Source organism: Sphingobacterium sp. UT-1RO-CII-1 (assembly GCF_026711005.1).
In the GTDB taxonomy this organism is placed as follows: Bacteria; Bacteroidota; Bacteroidia; order Sphingobacteriales; family Sphingobacteriaceae; genus Sphingobacterium.
Genome location: NZ_JAPPVJ010000003.1, coordinates 186,037 through 201,495 on the forward strand (window position 1 = coordinate 186,037; position 15,459 = coordinate 201,495).

The 15,459-nt window shown below is 40.7% G+C and carries 15 protein-coding genes; 3 read left to right on the forward strand and 12 right to left on the reverse strand.

The window, feature by feature from the left end; translation table 11 throughout:
• The first annotated feature begins 163 nt into the window (after positions 1-163).
• Positions 164-481: a helix-turn-helix transcriptional regulator gene (locus tag ORI89_RS08255; protein WP_268229987.1), complete on the forward strand. Its 318-nt coding sequence runs from the start codon at positions 164-166 to the stop codon at positions 479-481.
• 140 nt (positions 482-621) lie between these two features.
• A complete protein-coding gene (locus tag ORI89_RS08260; RefSeq protein WP_268229988.1) occupies positions 622-1,035 on the forward strand; it encodes a hypothetical protein in 414 nt (137 codons plus the stop codon).
• Between the two features lie 37 nt (positions 1,036-1,072).
• On the opposite strand, the gene ORI89_RS08265 is transcribed toward ORI89_RS08260, so the two are convergent.
• The 4 genes from ORI89_RS08265 to ORI89_RS08280 are packed head-to-tail and all read right to left on the reverse strand — an operon-like array spanning position 1,073 to position 5,643.
• A complete protein-coding gene (locus ORI89_RS08265; RefSeq protein WP_268229989.1) occupies positions 1,073-2,452 on the reverse strand; it encodes a RagB/SusD family nutrient uptake outer membrane protein in 1,380 nt (459 codons plus the stop codon).
• 10 nt (positions 2,453-2,462) lie between these two features.
• Positions 2,463-3,125 carry a hypothetical protein gene (locus ORI89_RS08270; protein WP_268229990.1) on the reverse strand — a complete coding sequence of 221 codons (663 nt, stop codon included), beginning with the start codon at positions 3,123-3,125 and terminating at the stop codon, positions 2,463-2,465.
• A complete protein-coding gene (locus tag ORI89_RS08275; RefSeq protein ID WP_268229991.1) occupies positions 3,044-4,810 on the reverse strand; it encodes a TonB-dependent receptor plug domain-containing protein in 1,767 nt (588 codons plus the stop codon). The genes ORI89_RS08270 and ORI89_RS08275 overlap by 82 nt, the downstream gene beginning before the upstream one ends.
• A complete protein-coding gene (locus ORI89_RS08280) occupies positions 4,807-5,643 on the reverse strand; it encodes a TlpA family protein disulfide reductase (protein ID WP_268229992.1) in 837 nt (278 codons plus the stop codon). Before ORI89_RS08280 ends, ORI89_RS08275 begins: the two co-directional genes overlap by 4 nt.
• Before the next feature lie 603 nt (positions 5,644-6,246).
• Between ORI89_RS08280 and ORI89_RS08285 the strand changes: the two genes are divergently transcribed.
• Complete coding sequence (locus tag ORI89_RS08285) at positions 6,247-6,609, forward strand: helix-turn-helix domain-containing protein (protein WP_268229993.1); 363 nt, start codon at positions 6,247-6,249, stop codon at positions 6,607-6,609.
• 201 nt (positions 6,610-6,810) lie between these two features.
• Here the strand turns inward: ORI89_RS08285 and ORI89_RS08290 are convergent, their stop codons facing one another.
• The 8 genes from ORI89_RS08290 to ORI89_RS08325 form a co-directional block, all read right to left on the reverse strand.
• Positions 6,811-7,116 (reverse strand): hypothetical protein, encoded by a 306-nt coding sequence (locus ORI89_RS08290; protein ID WP_268229994.1) that lies wholly within the window; start codon positions 7,114-7,116, stop codon positions 6,811-6,813.
• Positions 7,106-7,861 carry a hypothetical protein gene (locus ORI89_RS08295; RefSeq protein WP_268229995.1) on the reverse strand — a complete coding sequence of 252 codons (756 nt, stop codon included), beginning with the start codon at positions 7,859-7,861 and terminating at the stop codon, positions 7,106-7,108. Before ORI89_RS08295 ends, ORI89_RS08290 begins: the two co-directional genes overlap by 11 nt.
• Before the next feature lie 284 nt (positions 7,862-8,145).
• Positions 8,146-9,081 carry a hypothetical protein gene (locus tag ORI89_RS08300; RefSeq protein WP_268229996.1) on the reverse strand — a complete coding sequence of 312 codons (936 nt, stop codon included), beginning with the start codon at positions 9,079-9,081 and terminating at the stop codon, positions 8,146-8,148.
• 309 nt (positions 9,082-9,390) lie between these two features.
• Positions 9,391-11,106 carry an SUMF1/EgtB/PvdO family nonheme iron enzyme gene (locus ORI89_RS08305; RefSeq protein WP_268229997.1) on the reverse strand — a complete coding sequence of 572 codons (1,716 nt, stop codon included), beginning with the start codon at positions 11,104-11,106 and terminating at the stop codon, positions 9,391-9,393.
• A gap of 32 nt (positions 11,107-11,138) precedes the next feature.
• A complete protein-coding gene (locus ORI89_RS08310) occupies positions 11,139-12,812 on the reverse strand; it encodes a fimbrillin family protein (RefSeq protein WP_268229998.1) in 1,674 nt (557 codons plus the stop codon).
• Positions 12,813-12,854: 42 nt separating this feature from the next.
• Positions 12,855-13,781: a fimbrillin family protein gene (locus tag ORI89_RS08315; protein WP_268229999.1), complete on the reverse strand. Its 927-nt coding sequence runs from the start codon at positions 13,779-13,781 to the stop codon at positions 12,855-12,857.
• A 100-nt stretch (positions 13,782-13,881) separates the two neighbouring features.
• A complete protein-coding gene (locus ORI89_RS08320) occupies positions 13,882-14,703 on the reverse strand; it encodes a hypothetical protein (RefSeq protein ID WP_268230000.1) in 822 nt (273 codons plus the stop codon).
• Positions 14,704-14,726: 23 nt separating this feature from the next.
• Entirely contained in the window at positions 14,727-15,302 is a 576-nt protein-coding gene (locus ORI89_RS08325) for a DUF3575 domain-containing protein (RefSeq protein ID WP_268230001.1), read from the reverse strand.
• Between the last annotated feature and the right edge of the window lie 157 nt (positions 15,303-15,459).

Genomic DNA, 15,459 nt, shown 5'->3' on the forward strand with positions numbered 1-15,459 from the left:
CACCTAGACTCATCCCTGTATAAGAGCTTGGGTGATTCCTGTGCATAGAAGGCGCATAGGAAGGCTACTTGTTGGGAGGAGCTAGGGTTGTCCTTGGGTGGAGCTAGGCTTATCCCTGGGTGGAGCTAGGCTTATCCCTGGGTGGAGCTAGGCTTATCCCTGGGTGGAGCTAGGGTTGTCCTATATTCGCCGATGTATAAAAAACGACCAACCCGTACCTCCCATCGGCACTATTGCCGAGCAATTTTGTATTGACAAAGACTATTTAGCCCGAAGATACCGCTCATTGCAAGGCAGCACACTATTGGAGTATATTAACAGGGTTAAGCAAGAACGTGCGTTAGAGCTGCTAGAGCAAAAAATAGCTATAAAAGATATTGCTCACCGCCTGGGCTACAGCGACCTATCGTCTTTCAGCAGGGCTTTTAAAGCTGCACACGGCCTATCGCCCAGCCAATACCTATTGTCTTTAAAACTATAAGAGCTGGCTAAAAGTTATAAAGTCGGAAAATGTCAAGTCGAAAGTCGTTTTGAGGCTAACACGTGGGCATAGATTGTATGTAATTTTGGTGTATAATCTTCACGGTGAAGATTAAAAAAACTTACTTTATAACAGATGTTATGAGAACTATCAAATCAGTGAAGGCATCACTCTTCACTTTAATCTTTGCTTTCTTAGCAATCGGGCTGATTGCTAATACAAGCGTGATGAACAAAGAAAAAGCAGTAAAGGAAACTGCAAAAACAGTCGTTTTGGAAACTTGGTATTTTACAGGGGGAGAGAGCGATGACCCTACAGATCCCAGTAATTATACAGACGATCCTAACCAAGCACCTTTATGCAATGAAGACGTGGAGGTCATTTGTCAAATCTCAGCACCTAGGAATGGCACATTACCAGACATGACCCATCCTATATCTGGAAAGCCTGGTGAGACTGTTGCTACGCAAATTCTTGAAGCTCAAGATGAGCTTAATGACCCTAACGCTATACCGCAAACAAACGATACGGTCAAAGAGTTTCGTTCAAAGTAGACTTATGGAGCGCATATAATATGCGCTCCATTGTCCTTTAAATAGGGTTTTGCTCATATTTATACAACTCCAAAACCGGGTATGGAATCGGATAAACATATTGTACAGCATTGGGTTCAAGCTGAAACCTTTGAACCTCACTCCCAGTATCTATTTCTCTCACTAGAGTCTGTGCAAAACGAGGATCTTTATTCAGTCTTCTCAAGTCGGGCCACCTTAACCCTCTTTTTATCAACTGCTTCCTTCTCTCTTTCAAGACCACAACCAGTGCTTCCTCCTCATTACTAGCTCGATAGGGAACAAACATCCCTTTCTTCCACCTCGTTTCGATCAGCCTATTTAACAATGATAGCCCTGTGTTTAGCTCTCCTAAACGCACTTCACACTCTGCCCGTATCAGATACAACTCGTCCGTGGCAATACCTGCAAAAAAGCTTCCTGCTTTTCCTGCATAGTAGCCTTTAAAAATAATGTCATTTATATTATTACTATTAAAGAAGATCTGTTTTCGTAAATCATTTTCATCGTACAAATCAAATAATCCTGCAGGAATACGTGCTCGCGATTCCGACAAGAGTAACCCATTAGAGGTTGCCCCATAATAAACAACCTCTTCATGAAAAATTTCGAAAGGCAATTTTGCTGACACATTTACTAAGTTATAATCGAGCAGCTTGTCATATCTTTTTAACGCTTCAGCTGCCATTTGATTCGCCTCATCGTACTTCTCCATAGATAAAAACACCCGTGCTAACGCCCCATATGCTGCCGTTTTAGTAGGCTGCGTCTTATAAACCGTGTTTTCAGGCAATTGTTCGATAGCTTTTTTCATTCCGTCTACAATTAACCTATAAGCCTCTTCGACTGAAGATCTATCATAAGTTTCGTTCATATCTGAGCTGACTCTTAGTGGCAAACCTAGATCTTTATGACTTGTTCTTTCATCATAGGGCAAGCAAAACACCTGCGCAAGGTACCAGTAGGCCAAAGCCCTGACAAAATACGCTTCGCCTTCAAGTATCTTTTTCTCGGATGCAGGTCCCTCAACACCCCTTTCTAATGCTTCCAAAACCATATTCGAAATCATAATAACTCGATAAGGCAAGCCCCAACTAGACATATCAATTCTTTCCTCCTCTCGTTGCCAAGAGTAAATGAGCTGTTCAGATTGAGGCCTGCTAACCAAAGTAGTGTAGGGTATATAGTAATCGTCACTTCCCATTTCTGCTAAGGCAGGATAGTATCTATTAATTTCCGTTTCATGATCCAACATTGCCCTTAAATCTTTTACAGTTTCTGGCACAGCCAATACACTACTCCCTTTTTTGTCTAAAAAATCAGAGCAAGAGAAAAAACAGATTGATAACATGATGATGAACCCATATTTTAGCAAAAAAATACATTTATTATTTCTCATAATTTTACAATTAAAAACTACAGTTTACCCCCAAGCTAAACCTCCGAGATGGAGACATATTATTATAGTCGGGGTCTATACCTGCTTTATTTGCTGTCCATAACAAACCCACATTATTAACAGCTGCGTAGATCGAAAGATTAATATTTTTACTTCCCACCTTAGGTTCAAGTCTATACGTTATATTTATATCCTGCAAACGTATTAAATCTCCCTTTTCGATATTAGCCTCTGAGTAAGCGTAAAAGCTGTCCCTTGCACTATTTGCAGGATATATTAAAGAGGGCACGGTAGTGTGCAGCTCATCTCCTGGATTTTGCCACCTTTTTTCAAAATCTTTATGCCCTCCCCATGCGTTGAACAAATCGCCGTAAAGAATAGTCGGTTTCTGAAAGTAATGACCAAACTTAAAACTGATCAAAAAAGACAGTTCCAATCGATTCCATGAAAGGGCCTGCCTAAAAGAACCGTGGTAAGGCGGGAGCCCAGTTCCGTAATACGTTACATTATGCAAAGAATCTCTGTTCATTTGCAAATAATTGGTCGATACCTCCCCATCTAACCTTCCCAAAGGACTACCATTTTCAGGATCTAACCCTTCGAATGGAAGTGCAAAAACAGGATAAAGCTGTTTTCCTTCTGCAATCTGAAAGTTTCTCCCCGCATTCGCCACATATATATTTGCTCGGGCGCTGGTTCCTTGCTACCCCTAATTTTATGGCTGTTCATTAAGCCATAGCTCCGGGTATTGATACCGCCCAATGGCACGATATATTTTATATTATCTCCATCAATTTGTGTGAACTGATTGATCAAACTGCGCGTATAAAATGAAGACTCTTTATTCAGCGCTTCTGCTTCATTACGATAGGTCTGATAATTATACAGAGCAGCTATTTTCAACCAGCTTAGGGGTGAATATTCTAAATTAAGCTGCGCCTCAATTTGTTGCCTACTGTTATGTGCTAAATTATGCCCTACATCATCTAGCGGTGCATAATGCCAATCCAACAACCGCCCCTGCCCCACTGTATCTACAAAATTTGTGTTGTAATGGGCCGGTATCGTTAGGTTGCTACCCATATCATCGCGTAATGCAGCATAAGGATAAAGATTTGACTTCCCCCCACCCGGAGAGTAATTATGATCAATTAAATTACGATAAGACTTTCCCTCTGTATTTATAAGCCCAAAGCGGGTAGAAACCTCAAGTTTGTCACTGGGTTTCAAAATATGCTGGAGGTTTAAAGATAAATTATCAGTAGATGAGCCCACCCTTTGCCCGCGCCCTCCATTATAGGACACGGACATCCTATACTTGGAATATGCTGTACCATTAGAGATACTTACATTATGTTGTTGCAAACTTTCATTTTGATAGATATATTTTAAGAGCTCATCCCGAAAATCAATTTTTCTAAAATCTACTATCTTTTTTTCCACGTCCTCTTGACTTAACAAGCCATTTTGCTGTTTAAAAAGCATATCTACTACTGGCGAGAAAATATTGAGCCTCGAATTTGCACTATTGTATGCCGAGTTGTAAAACCCCTCTTCGAAAAGCATTTGCTCTACATCTATAAAATCCGATGAATTCAAATAAGGCATGTCTTTGATCCGGCTTTTTTCACGCAGGGTATAATTGCTTACGAAACCAACCTGCAGCTTATCTGCTGGTTTTTTAAGGTTAATAACGATGACGCCATTACCAGCACGCGAACCCCATATTGAGCTTGCGGCAGCATCCTTGAGAAAGGTAACAGACTCAACATCATTTGGGTTAATGTCTTCAATTTCGCCCTCATAAGGAAAGTTGTCAACAACTATTAGGGGCCCACGAAGACCATCTGATAACGTATTAATACCACGAATATTGATTTCGGCTTTACCTTTACGATTATCGTACTGAAGGCCGGGCACATGCCCCTCTAACTTATCTAAAATATTGGATGATACTCTTTGCTCTAAAATTTCGGTGCCCAACTGTTCAAAACTACCTGTAGCCCTTTCTTTTGCTATGACTTGATATCCTGTGCTAACGACCTCGACAAGATCGATCTCATTTATTAACGCGTGCATCACAACATGAAGATCTTGCAATTTTCCAGCAAAGGACATCTCCTTTTTGACATAGCCCATGTGCTCGAACAACAAATAGCCTTTAGAGCTTTCGACAAAAAATTCAAATCGACCTTTTACATCTGTATAAACAGTTTTATCTTCAATTTTATAACTAATCTTTACACCAGAAACAGGCCGATTTAAACTATCAGTCACTACACCTGAAACCAAGTTTTGAGCGAAAAGGAAATTACAGCAACAAATATGCAGCATGACAAATAATACGAACTTTCTCATTTGCTCATAATAAAAGGTGCAACATAATTCGGGTCTAGCAGGTTACGGTAAGTTCTAAGCTGCAACCTACCTTGATAGGTTATCCATACATAATGTGGATATGAACTATATGGAAAAAATTGCATGAGATAATCATCTTCTATAATACTCTCAAAATCATATATTTGAAATTTATCAAAGTAACCTTTATGATAAAGCGAGTCCAAACTGTAGTAGTTGTCTCGTGTTTTTACGCTATTTACCATTATAACAACCAGATCATCCTTATACTTGTCTGTATACGTTTTAATATCTTTTTGATGAACCAAACAAACTGCACAACCTGACGAATAAAAGTCTAAGACTATCATCTTTCCTTTATGCTCTTCTAAAGTTTTACGCACCGTATCTCCATTTATATAAAAAAGATGTTCTTTTGTCCAAAACTCTTCAGGAACCTTATGTCCAATTGAAATTTCAGAAACTTTAGAGCCCGTCGCCCCGCCATTGCGGGGCTCCTGAGCCTGTGCTTCCACGACGGAAGCGAAACTAAACAGCACACAAAATATCGTTAATAGCACCCCAGCTGATCTTCTACTCTCACTGTGAACAATACGAAGCAGTCTCTCTTTTATAAATCCTCTTTCCCTATTATCTCTTCCCAAATCACAGCCAGTTGTCCCGCTGGCGCGGGACTTCTGAACATTACAACTAAACTGATAATAAATCGCGCTGAGAGACAGCAACAAACATTGAAAGCTATTTAGAAAAGTCTTTAATTTTCTTTGTATTCTAAAGGTTCGCCGTTGCTCCACATCAGGCAAAGCACTGCCACCCTCGTAAAAATGTTTCATTTTTCAAGATTTTAAATTGATTACGTGTGTACTAATAGAAGTGAGGTTGGGAAATATGATCGATCAATATCCAGCCAAACTCAACCCTTAGACTTAGCCACACGGTTAAAAAAATAATTGATTCTTAAATAAAGGAAGTTCCTGCGTATGGGAATTATTAGAATGACACCGGTTTATAATTGGAACACCCTTTTTAAGATAATAGTCTACCAAACTATACCAAAGCTACTCTGGCGGGCAAAAAATGTTTTGTAATAACTGTTTTTTCATAACTCACTTTATATTCAGTGAGTCTCGTAAGCTAGAGAAGCTATAGCAAGCCCTACCCTTCGCACTACTAGCTTCCGACGGCGTTGGAACGAATAAAACGATAGGGCCCATGCGCTATAGGTATATCAAATATATACAAAATATCTGCATGGGCATTAAACTATCGCCTCGTCCAATTGAAAGTCGGAATTCGTAGTCGAGACTCTTTTAGTCAAATGCCAGTCTATCTCCCCGTAGAAATAGACTTTATTAACAAATATAGTAAACATCATCAAGTAGTACATATTTGTATCGAATAAATAATTTCTTCTTCCCAATTTTTGGGATATGAATATGGGGTACTCAAAAATTGAATTGGAGATCATTAATATTTCTCTAGGCTTAACTATTAAACTTGCGAGGCTAGAAGCAAATCATTCTCAGCTTGAACTAGGCAATCTTTGCGATGCAGACAATACAGCTGTCGGCCGAATTGAAAGAGCAGAACACGTTAGTAGCTGGGAAAATATATACAAAGTAAGTCAAACGTTGGGACTCGATTTTTGTTCTTTATTTTTATTACCATCGGAAAAAACACTTTTGCAGATTTTGAATGATTGCTTACAATTAGAAACCAAACTCACAGATAAAAAAAGAGCATACTATACCAATATGGGATCTAGAATTCGTGATTTATATACACAAAGAAAAGACTAACCAAGTTCATGCTACTCTATAGAGGAGAGCTAAAAGAAACACCCTTATAATACCACTATAATCCTTGTTATACATGGATTATCAAAATATCAGAGGTCTCAATAAGTACTCCGACTGAAACAAGAGGAAGACAGCGAAACAACATAAAAAAAGCCGTCCCCAATTTACTTCAGGACGGCTTATAAATATAACATTTATTATCTAGAGGTTTTCTACCTCTTCTATAGAAAGGCCTGTGCCCTTAGCAATATCTGCAATAGGTAGACCCATTTTCTTAAACTCTAAAGCTATGGCAATGGCTTCTTCTTTCTTACCCTTTTCCATTCCAGTCTTAATTCCTTTTTCTATTCCAGTCTTAATTCCTTTTTCTATTCCAGTCTGGATTCCGGCTTGGATTCCGACTTGGATCCCTTCCTTTTTTGCCTTATCTAATAAATATTCTCGAGTGCCCATACTAATACTCCTTCCTATTTTGTCTTCTATTTCTGATTCAAACCTAAAAAACACATCTCATAAAATGGTTTTTTAGCTCTCCTCCTCCTATAAAACTATTATTTAGAGGAAACATACTCAAAACCTGTTGGTTATCAAAATTAACATAATATGTTAAAAAATCGTACAAACCCTGTCGCGTCTTCTTTTCCATCTTACGCTTCATCATCTCATCATAAAGATCGTGCTTGATGTCTTTAAGCTGCTCGTCTGTTATGTTTTTATGTAATATAGCCAGTAAAGCCGTTAATACGACTACCGAAAATGGATTGCTATTGCCGCGAAGATCGGCCTCGTCCTGATCCAAGATTTTATAGCTATTGAAATCGTACCGAATCTTGGTAGACATAAACTCACGTATATACACCTTGGGACGATAGCTCTTATTACTATCTGCAAGAATAGCGATTGCTGTAACTGGCACCTTATATCGATCGTATATCTTATAGTAGTATTGAAACATACGCTCAGCTAGATCGCCCTTTCCCTTGCTACTCTGCACCTCAATATGACAAAGCACATATTGCTCACCACCATGTTTAAGGTGAACCTTAACAAGCTTGTCAACAAAGCGTACCCCAGCCCCATTGGCCTGCGGAGGGAATAGCGTTTCAAATTCCTTATCTAGATAATCGAAAGGTTTGCTCAGATCAAACTCAGTATCCGCATTCGGAAACATAAAATGCAAAAAATGGGTAAAGGTCTGCTCCAATATAGATTTCCAAAGAAGATCATCGACCCGCCTTACTCTTTTACTCATAACTGTTTATCAAATGGTTACTAAGCAAAGATAGTAAACAAATAGCTGTAAAGCTAATTATTTTAGCTTTCATTTTTAAAGCACTACTTATTCTAGTGGAAATGGGCGACGGGAAAAAAAAACAAAGGAAGCTAAAAAGTAAGAGGGAATATGAGCGGTGACAACGGCGAACGGCCTATCATAGGCTTGGCACTGCCCTCGATAAAGAGCTGGAGGCATAAAAAAGCACCTAGGATTAAATTCTAAGTGCTTTATTAATATAAAAAATGCTATGAAGAATCTATTTATGCTTCTGTAAAGTAAGGCTTAACCTGTTCTTCTGTTAAGCTAAGTTTCTTGCATACGTCAACTATCGAATAACCTAATTCTTTAAGTAACTCGATTTTGCCTTCAATTTTACCCTTCTCAATACCGGTCCTTATGCCAGTCTTAATTCCTTTTTCTCTTTCCTGTTTTTTGATTGTTTCTATTACACCCATTTCGATTGTGCCTCCTGTCACTTGATAAATGTATTGATCAAAATTACTATTTAAATCCTTATCTCGTATAAAAAGAAAGTTTTTTAAAAACACTAAAAAGCTCATTATAAGATCTTTACTATATTTATTGATCTCGATTAGCGCACGCGCTATCGTACTGCGTTGCTCCGACAGTTCCTCTTCAGGAATCTTATTTTCTTGCAAAGCTTTCTGGCAAAAAAATACAATATAGGCAAAAATATTGTCCATGCCAAGTAGTTCGTCTTCGTGATGATCAAAGATCTGGTAGCTTAGATAATGGAAATAAACACGCGTACGATATCCCTCATAGCTATATTGGTCGGGGCGCGATTGTTTGCACTCGCCTGTAAATACAGCGATAGTCTCCACAGGGACCCCGTACCGATCGAAAAGCCGATAGTAGTACTGAAAAACTCGCTGAGCGAAGTTGCCATTATTACTCCCCTCGATTTCCGTGTGTAACAATATCCATTTCTCGGTACCGTCTTTCAGAAACACCTTAACTAAAAGATCGGCTATACGCTTACCCTTCTTGCGGCCACGCTCGGGTGTAATCTCCAGCAGTTCTTTATCCATAAAGGTTAGTCCACGATCCAGATCAAAGATATCATCTGCACCTTCATACATAAATCGTAGAAAATCTGGAAAGTTCTCTTCAAAAATAGCCTTAAGAAGCTCATCACTCTTCTTAGGAGGCTTTAATCGCACATTCACACTCATAACTGTTTATCAAATGGTTACTAAGTAAAGATAGTAAACAAACAGCTAAAAAGCTAATTATTTTAGCTTTTATTTTTAAACCACTACTTATTCTAGTGGAAATGGACGAGGGAGAAAGAAACCAAAAGAAGCTAAAAAGTAAGAGGGAATAGGAGCGATAGCAATGACAAACGCTATATCGACAGATCTAGTATTTTCTGCAGAAAGTAAGAAAGAAAAAAGCACCTAGGATTAAGTCCTAAGTGCTTTTCAATCTTATCGAATAGCTTAACTGTTGGGTAATATCTACCTCTATAGCTATCGTTAAAGCTACCTGTACTTTATGATACGGAAGCCATTATATGTGGTAATATTGCCAGCACTTGTAGGAGCGTGTTGATCCCTGACAGCAGAACGAGTTAACGAACTAGTGCTCTTAAATGAGCCGCCTCTAAGCGTATGCCCAGCATTTTCTTCTACCGGATCGACAATCGCTGTTTGGGGCGTATTGCTTTGTGATGGATAGTTTCCATTAGGCAGACAATACTCTGCTACGTTTCCGTGCATATCATACAGACCCCAAGGATTAGCAGCTAACAGCCCTACCTTTTTGCTATACGAACCTGTTAAACCATACCAGACATAAGAATTAAGGTCGTTTGGATCCTTACCAAAAGACCAGACGGTCGTTGTACCAGCTCGACAGGCATACTCCCACTGCGCCTCGGTGGGGAGCTCTCCCCCGGCCCAATGGGCATAAGCCTTTGCTGCCTTAAAATTTATGATGGTGACAGGCATGTCTATATGCTCATTCTTGACTTGCCATTTTCCATCCGTGTAGTTGAAAAAGGGATAGCCACCATTTCCAACAGGTTGTAAAAGAGTTATGCGCTCCCCACTGAAAGGTAAATAAACAAACTTATAAGCATCAGGCTGAGCCGAAACTGCATTTAAAAACTGTGCATACTCCTCTACTGTAACTGCATATTTACTCATATAAAAACCTTTAGTAAGCCGCACCCAGTGCTGTGGTTTTTCATTTTTTAGCGCATTTACATCACTTTCAGGGCTCCCCATTTGAAAGATGCCGGGCTCGACCCAGACTGCCTGCCACAAACCATCAAGAGCCGGCTGTGTGATATGGTGCGCAGTGCCGGTAGTTAGTGTAAGCTTCGTATCCTGGGCACGCACAAAGGTTTGGTTCCCTTGGCTAAAAACAAGCCTATTCGATTTTGCCGAAAGATCTTGCGCAGGAAGCAGCGCACGATAAGTAAATGTTGTATTGTAGTTGGCATCGCCGGCTTGCTCGACCCTGTACATTTTTATATTGGACAGGTAGGACTCTGTACCGGTAGCAGCCTGATCATTCAGACTATAGCTTGCACGACTCTTGATACCGGCTAAACTAACAACCATGTCTTTATCTGGGTTTTGTGACTTCCCTGCGTTAGCACCAACATTCACTTGGACCATGCTCATCAGGTGGCTAAAATTTAACGGAACGGTGCTACCTTTAGCTACAGCCAAACTTTTAGCAACCATCAGATCGCTCTTCTGGAAGTTGGCCCAGGTGCTTTGATCGCTCTGTACTTCAAACTTGGAATTGCCGCCCGCTGCAGCACTGCTGTAAGGATAATAGGCATAAAAATCATATAGCCCACCTTCTGCCGGCCAATTAACATTGCCAGACCAGCCCTGCCCATCGAAGATGATCTGTACATTACGATAAGTAGCGTTACTGCTGGATAAGGCTTCTCCGGCAGGGACGATAAATAAACCAACAGTATCCCCCGCACTAAAGCTACTCGTAAAATCGCTCGCTAAAACAGGTGGCACTATAGCTACTGCCCCATCCTTTAGCCCCTTGCCGCTACTTGTAGCCAGTTTTTGAGTTGAAGATAAACGTTTCTCCTGATTGATGGCTATTTTGAAGCTGATATTCCCCTGCGTTTTTTCAACCACTTCTATATCTTTTGTACAGGAAAAAAGAGATAAAAGCATAAACATAATGCTAAGAGTGCGTATTAAATTTTTAAAAATATTCATTTTCGTATTACTGATTTAAGCTCTTATTATGCTTAGTTAATTACTATTCGAAAGCCATATTGATCGGTAACACCTGTCGAACTTACACTATCAGAGCCAACACGAGCAGCAGATGGATGTGCGGAATTAGGTGCAGAGGGACCACTGCGCCGCACACTTTCTGTTGTTTCCCCATCGCCTGGCCCAATACCAACAATTGGCGAAGTCTCTGATGTAGATTCAGTAGGATAATCTCCGGCCGAAAAACAATATTCAGTCACCATCGCATGCATATCGTGAAGCCCCCAGGCGTTAGGTAACTTAGTGCCCACATCGTTGTTGTAACCTGTAGTCACAACATACTTATCCATTTCGCTAAGATCATCGCCAAAAGACCAACGTGTAGTGGTACCTGCACGACAGGCGTACTCCCACTGTCTTTCGGTAGGCAAAGTACCACCTGCCCACTTAGCGTAGGCTAACGCTCCAAAAAAAGTAATCGCCCTCATAGGATAATTCTCTGTACTATCAGGCGGCGCCCACCTTCCATCCTGAAGATCGAACAATTTATGATATCCATTAGCCACAGCCTGCACTTTCTTTCCATCCAATACCACCATGATATATGATTTCAAAAAACCACCAAGAGAAGTCTCTGTATCATTAAGAAAATCAGCATATTGTTGCTGAGTGATTAGGTTTTTACTCATCAGGAAGCTTTTGTCGATACGTACCCAGTGCTGGGGCCTTTCTTTGGCTTTACCCCATATATCACCTTCAGGACTCCCCATTTGAAAGGTGCCCGGAGGAATCTGCACAAACTCAATATCACTAGGCTTGGTTCCTGTCGCAACACCTCCATCACCCCATGTCTTGATGGCCAAACGTTCTACCTTAATTTTTTTAGGTTGAAACGTAATCGCATATTGGTACTCCTGCCCAGGCTGGAAAGTATCGGTGTTTGACAGATTGTAACTCCAGGTTAGCCCGCCAAGCTTAAACTCCAATATACGCCCAGCCATAGCATCCGGCTGGGAAGGTAACAGAATAGCCTCACGTGCATGGCCTACAAATAGATCCTTAACCACAGTATGCGCAGAAAAAGAACCAGTAAGCAGGTCGAAGTCGGACCGGGTGTGAAACCCTTTAAGGTTGACCTGGACTTGCGCCAGTTCTTGTGCAGAAATGCCTTGCCCGGCTTGCAATAAAAATTTTATTTTCGAAAGCTTATGCTTAAAAGTAAGATTGACTGCACCACTGGTTTTATTGACTGCAGCGTTATTATTGCTGTATAAAAAATCGATTTTAGAAAGGTCGCTCTGATCGCTGATATCAAGGGGCAGTATATGACCTGCTAGCCCACTCTTGTAGGGCGCATAAGCAAGCAGACTGACATCGCCCGACGGCGGGTAATAAATAGGGTTAGCTACCGGATTGATACCAGTAGCGGTATATGTATACTCGTGGTTGCTCTCGAGTATATTGTTGGCATTAGGCACCCCACTGATGGTCATAAATAGTCCGAAGGAGCGCGAGGCGCCCGAGGACTGCCCTACATTTGCCTGTAAGCCGCCTTTGCCCACAGAGCTCAATGAAAGCTTAGTGCCGGACGCTAGACGCTGATAATCGTCTTCTTGCTTACAGCCCCAAATAAGCAAGAGCAACAAAGCAAACAAGCTATAAAGAATAGGCCTGTTTAAAAAGTCGGTGCTAGATGGATATTTCATAGGTATTTAATTTCGCTGTTTACTATTTTTTTAAGCTTTGCTTTAATTAGCGATACCGGTTCTACTGACGGTCGTCCAATCTTGAATGGTAATCTTATCTAAGGTAACCTCTGTTTTGTTGATGGTAATGCTGTAGTTATACTGTTTGCCCGCCTCAAAACTTTCGTTAGCTCCGCTTTTCCAAACGTAGGTGTCTGTACCAATAGTAAAATTGAAACTAACAGCACCAGCACTGGTAAAGTCGGCTGGTAGTATAATAGCCTCGTATTTACGGCCCTCTTGCTGAACAAAAGGAACGATAACCGCTGGAGCAGAAGATTGCCCAAGCTGGCCAGTGGTTAGATCAAGATTATTTTTAGTGTACATCCCCGCTATTTGTACGGCCATTTTTTTCCAAGAGAGATCTTCAGAATCTAGGCCTTCCCCAGCAACTGTACCGATAACGAGCTTTGCTAATTTATGATCGAATACTAAAGGAACATCAAGCCCCGTAGTTTTGCTAAAGCCAGCATTAGAGTTATTGGACTTTGCCCAAAGCACATCGATAGCGGCAAGGTTGTGTTGCTTGGAAACGTCAATTGGAAATGCAGATTCTAAGCTGGCATCATTTGTATAAGGATAATAAGCCAGAAAATCGACTTTGGTGTCCGAAACAGGATAATATATTTCATGGCCAGCGACAGGGCTAAAAGCGGTGCCATCATAGCTATATTGCCTATTCTCGTGCTGTTCGGTAATATTTGTCGTATTATGATCGACCATAAAGATACCTATGTCATCTAGATTAGACCATGTTGTAGACAAACCTCCACCGGTGTTGGTAGTGGCTTGTAAATTGGCGATTTTCCCCTTAAATTTAAGCGTCAGATCTTCCTCTGTAGTACTGTCCTTTGCACAGGAGCAGGCCAAAAGACAAAGTGCGGCTAAGGAACCTAACCATCTTCTATTCATAATTGCTGTTTGTTTCATCTTTTTCACGATTTTTTATAACTAAATAGTTTGTTTTTCTGTTGATCGACAGGTCGCTTCAAGCTTTGTCATAACACACTCCCCGAGAGGATTTTTCTTTTTACTGCGCTGTCCCGCTTTCATTTACCTCCACCCAATCATTAATGATTGCCGTAAAGCCTGCCTCAGTGGGTGTTTCTATAGCTGCTTTCAAGCGTAAAGGCAAATGTTTATTACTGTTAAAATCTTTTAACTCGGCACTTAGATCAGCCCTTACACTTAGCGGCAGGGGGGTGCCTTTTTTGAAACTGATATCCCCTTGAATAAGCTGGGAAGCCCCCACGACTCCTAATAAGCGTATACTTGCCATCCAGGTGCCATTGGGTTGCTTAATAAAGCTTAAAGGAACTTCTGTGCTGCTTGCTAACGGCTTATTATGTTTCAAATCCCACCCCGTAGTAAGACCTGTAAGCGCTACCTGAATTTTTTCGATCTGCGACGCACTGCTGCCCATAGGTTCTAAAACCAGGTCTAGCTGCCGAACCTGCTGCTGCATTTGAGCGGTTATAAATTGTACGGCATCATTTTCATAAGTGATGGAATCGAAACGAGAGAAAAACCAATCCAAATGGAGGGGGAATTTGCCCTGATCAAGCACAGCTGTAACTACCCCTTGCTTGACTTGAAGAAAGGGACTGGAGCTATGCACCAATATATCATATTGGCCCGGCAAAAGTGCAGGCAAACGGGTGGTATCGTTTTGAAACGTCAAGGTCTGCCCTGCTATATGTAAGACACGCTCGTTGGGAATAGGAACATTTTCGCCCCGAGAAGACCAGTCGGTTATTAAACTGATATCTGCTTTGTCGACCAACTCAATACGCGAACAACCAACGAATGTTAGGCTTAATAACATCAGGATTAAAGCATCATATTTTTTCATTTTTTTGAATAGCATCTTAATCGTTAGTTTATTTTTCTAGAAAACCTTATCGAAAGGGCGGTAGGCCCCCAATAGTTAGCATTTTCTTTGCTGTATATGCGGTAAAAATCACCGTTTTCCTGCTGGTAAGACTCGCGCTTGGAGATTTTCAGGTAGCCTAGCGTAAGGCCAATATCTATTAAAAGATTTTTACCTGCAAAGTATTGCTTGCCTATAGCCAAGCCACCACCTACATAGCGTCCTTGCTCCCTAGACATATTATATTCGCCCATGCTATATTGCAAACCGATGTATGTACTATATTGATGGTTAATATATGTTCTTATCTGTGGAGAGATATTCCAAAAATTGTGGTAGTTGGCCATCCCTTTACGTTTAAAATTCCAGTGGGAATAGGCCCCGTCAACGATAAACTCGAAGCGATCCGTGCTTTTGTAAGACAGCCCTAAGCTGGGAACTGCCAGCAACCAGGTAGGCAGATTGCTGCGGACTGAAAGACTACCAGGCGAGAAATGATCAGGCTCGGCCGGCACACTTTCTTGAGCATATCCCTTTATAGAAAAGAATAGTAATAGAAAAAAAATATATGATTTAAACATCCGCAATACTTGTTTTAAAATAATAACATAGGAAACAAACCTAATTGATTTTAATAGCGGAAACGAATTTTGGGGGTGGACAAGGGGGGGACATTCTTAAAAAAAGTGTTTAGACAAACTCAAACGCCGTAAAATGATAGCGTTTGTAACGATGCTA

Coding starts and splice junctions, on each gene's coding strand:
- ORI89_RS08260 (WP_268229988.1), top strand. CDS start 622: ATGAGAACTATCAAATCAGTGAAGGCATCACTCTTCACTTTAATCTTT.
- ORI89_RS08265 (WP_268229989.1), bottom strand. CDS start 2,452: ATGAGAAATAATAAATGTATTTTTTTGCTAAAATATGGGTTCATCATC.
- ORI89_RS08275 (WP_268229991.1), bottom strand. CDS start 4,810: ATGAGAAAGTTCGTATTATTTGTCATGCTGCATATTTGTTGCTGTAAT.
- ORI89_RS08280 (WP_268229992.1), bottom strand. CDS start 5,643: ATGAAACATTTTTACGAGGGTGGCAGTGCTTTGCCTGATGTGGAGCAA.
- ORI89_RS08285 (WP_268229993.1), top strand. CDS start 6,247: ATGGGGTACTCAAAAATTGAATTGGAGATCATTAATATTTCTCTAGGC.
- ORI89_RS08295 (WP_268229995.1), bottom strand. CDS start 7,861: ATGAGTAAAAGAGTAAGGCGGGTCGATGATCTTCTTTGGAAATCTATA.
- ORI89_RS08300 (WP_268229996.1), bottom strand. CDS start 9,081: ATGAGTGTGAATGTGCGATTAAAGCCTCCTAAGAAGAGTGATGAGCTT.
- ORI89_RS08305 (WP_268229997.1), bottom strand. CDS start 11,106: ATGAATATTTTTAAAAATTTAATACGCACTCTTAGCATTATGTTTATG.
- ORI89_RS08310 (WP_268229998.1), bottom strand. CDS start 12,812: ATGAAATATCCATCTAGCACCGACTTTTTAAACAGGCCTATTCTTTAT.
- ORI89_RS08315 (WP_268229999.1), bottom strand. CDS start 13,781: ATGAAACAAACAGCAATTATGAATAGAAGATGGTTAGGTTCCTTAGCC.
- ORI89_RS08320 (WP_268230000.1), bottom strand. CDS start 14,703: ATGAAAAAATATGATGCTTTAATCCTGATGTTATTAAGCCTAACATTC.
- ORI89_RS08325 (WP_268230001.1), bottom strand. CDS start 15,302: ATGTTTAAATCATATATTTTTTTTCTATTACTATTCTTTTCTATAAAG.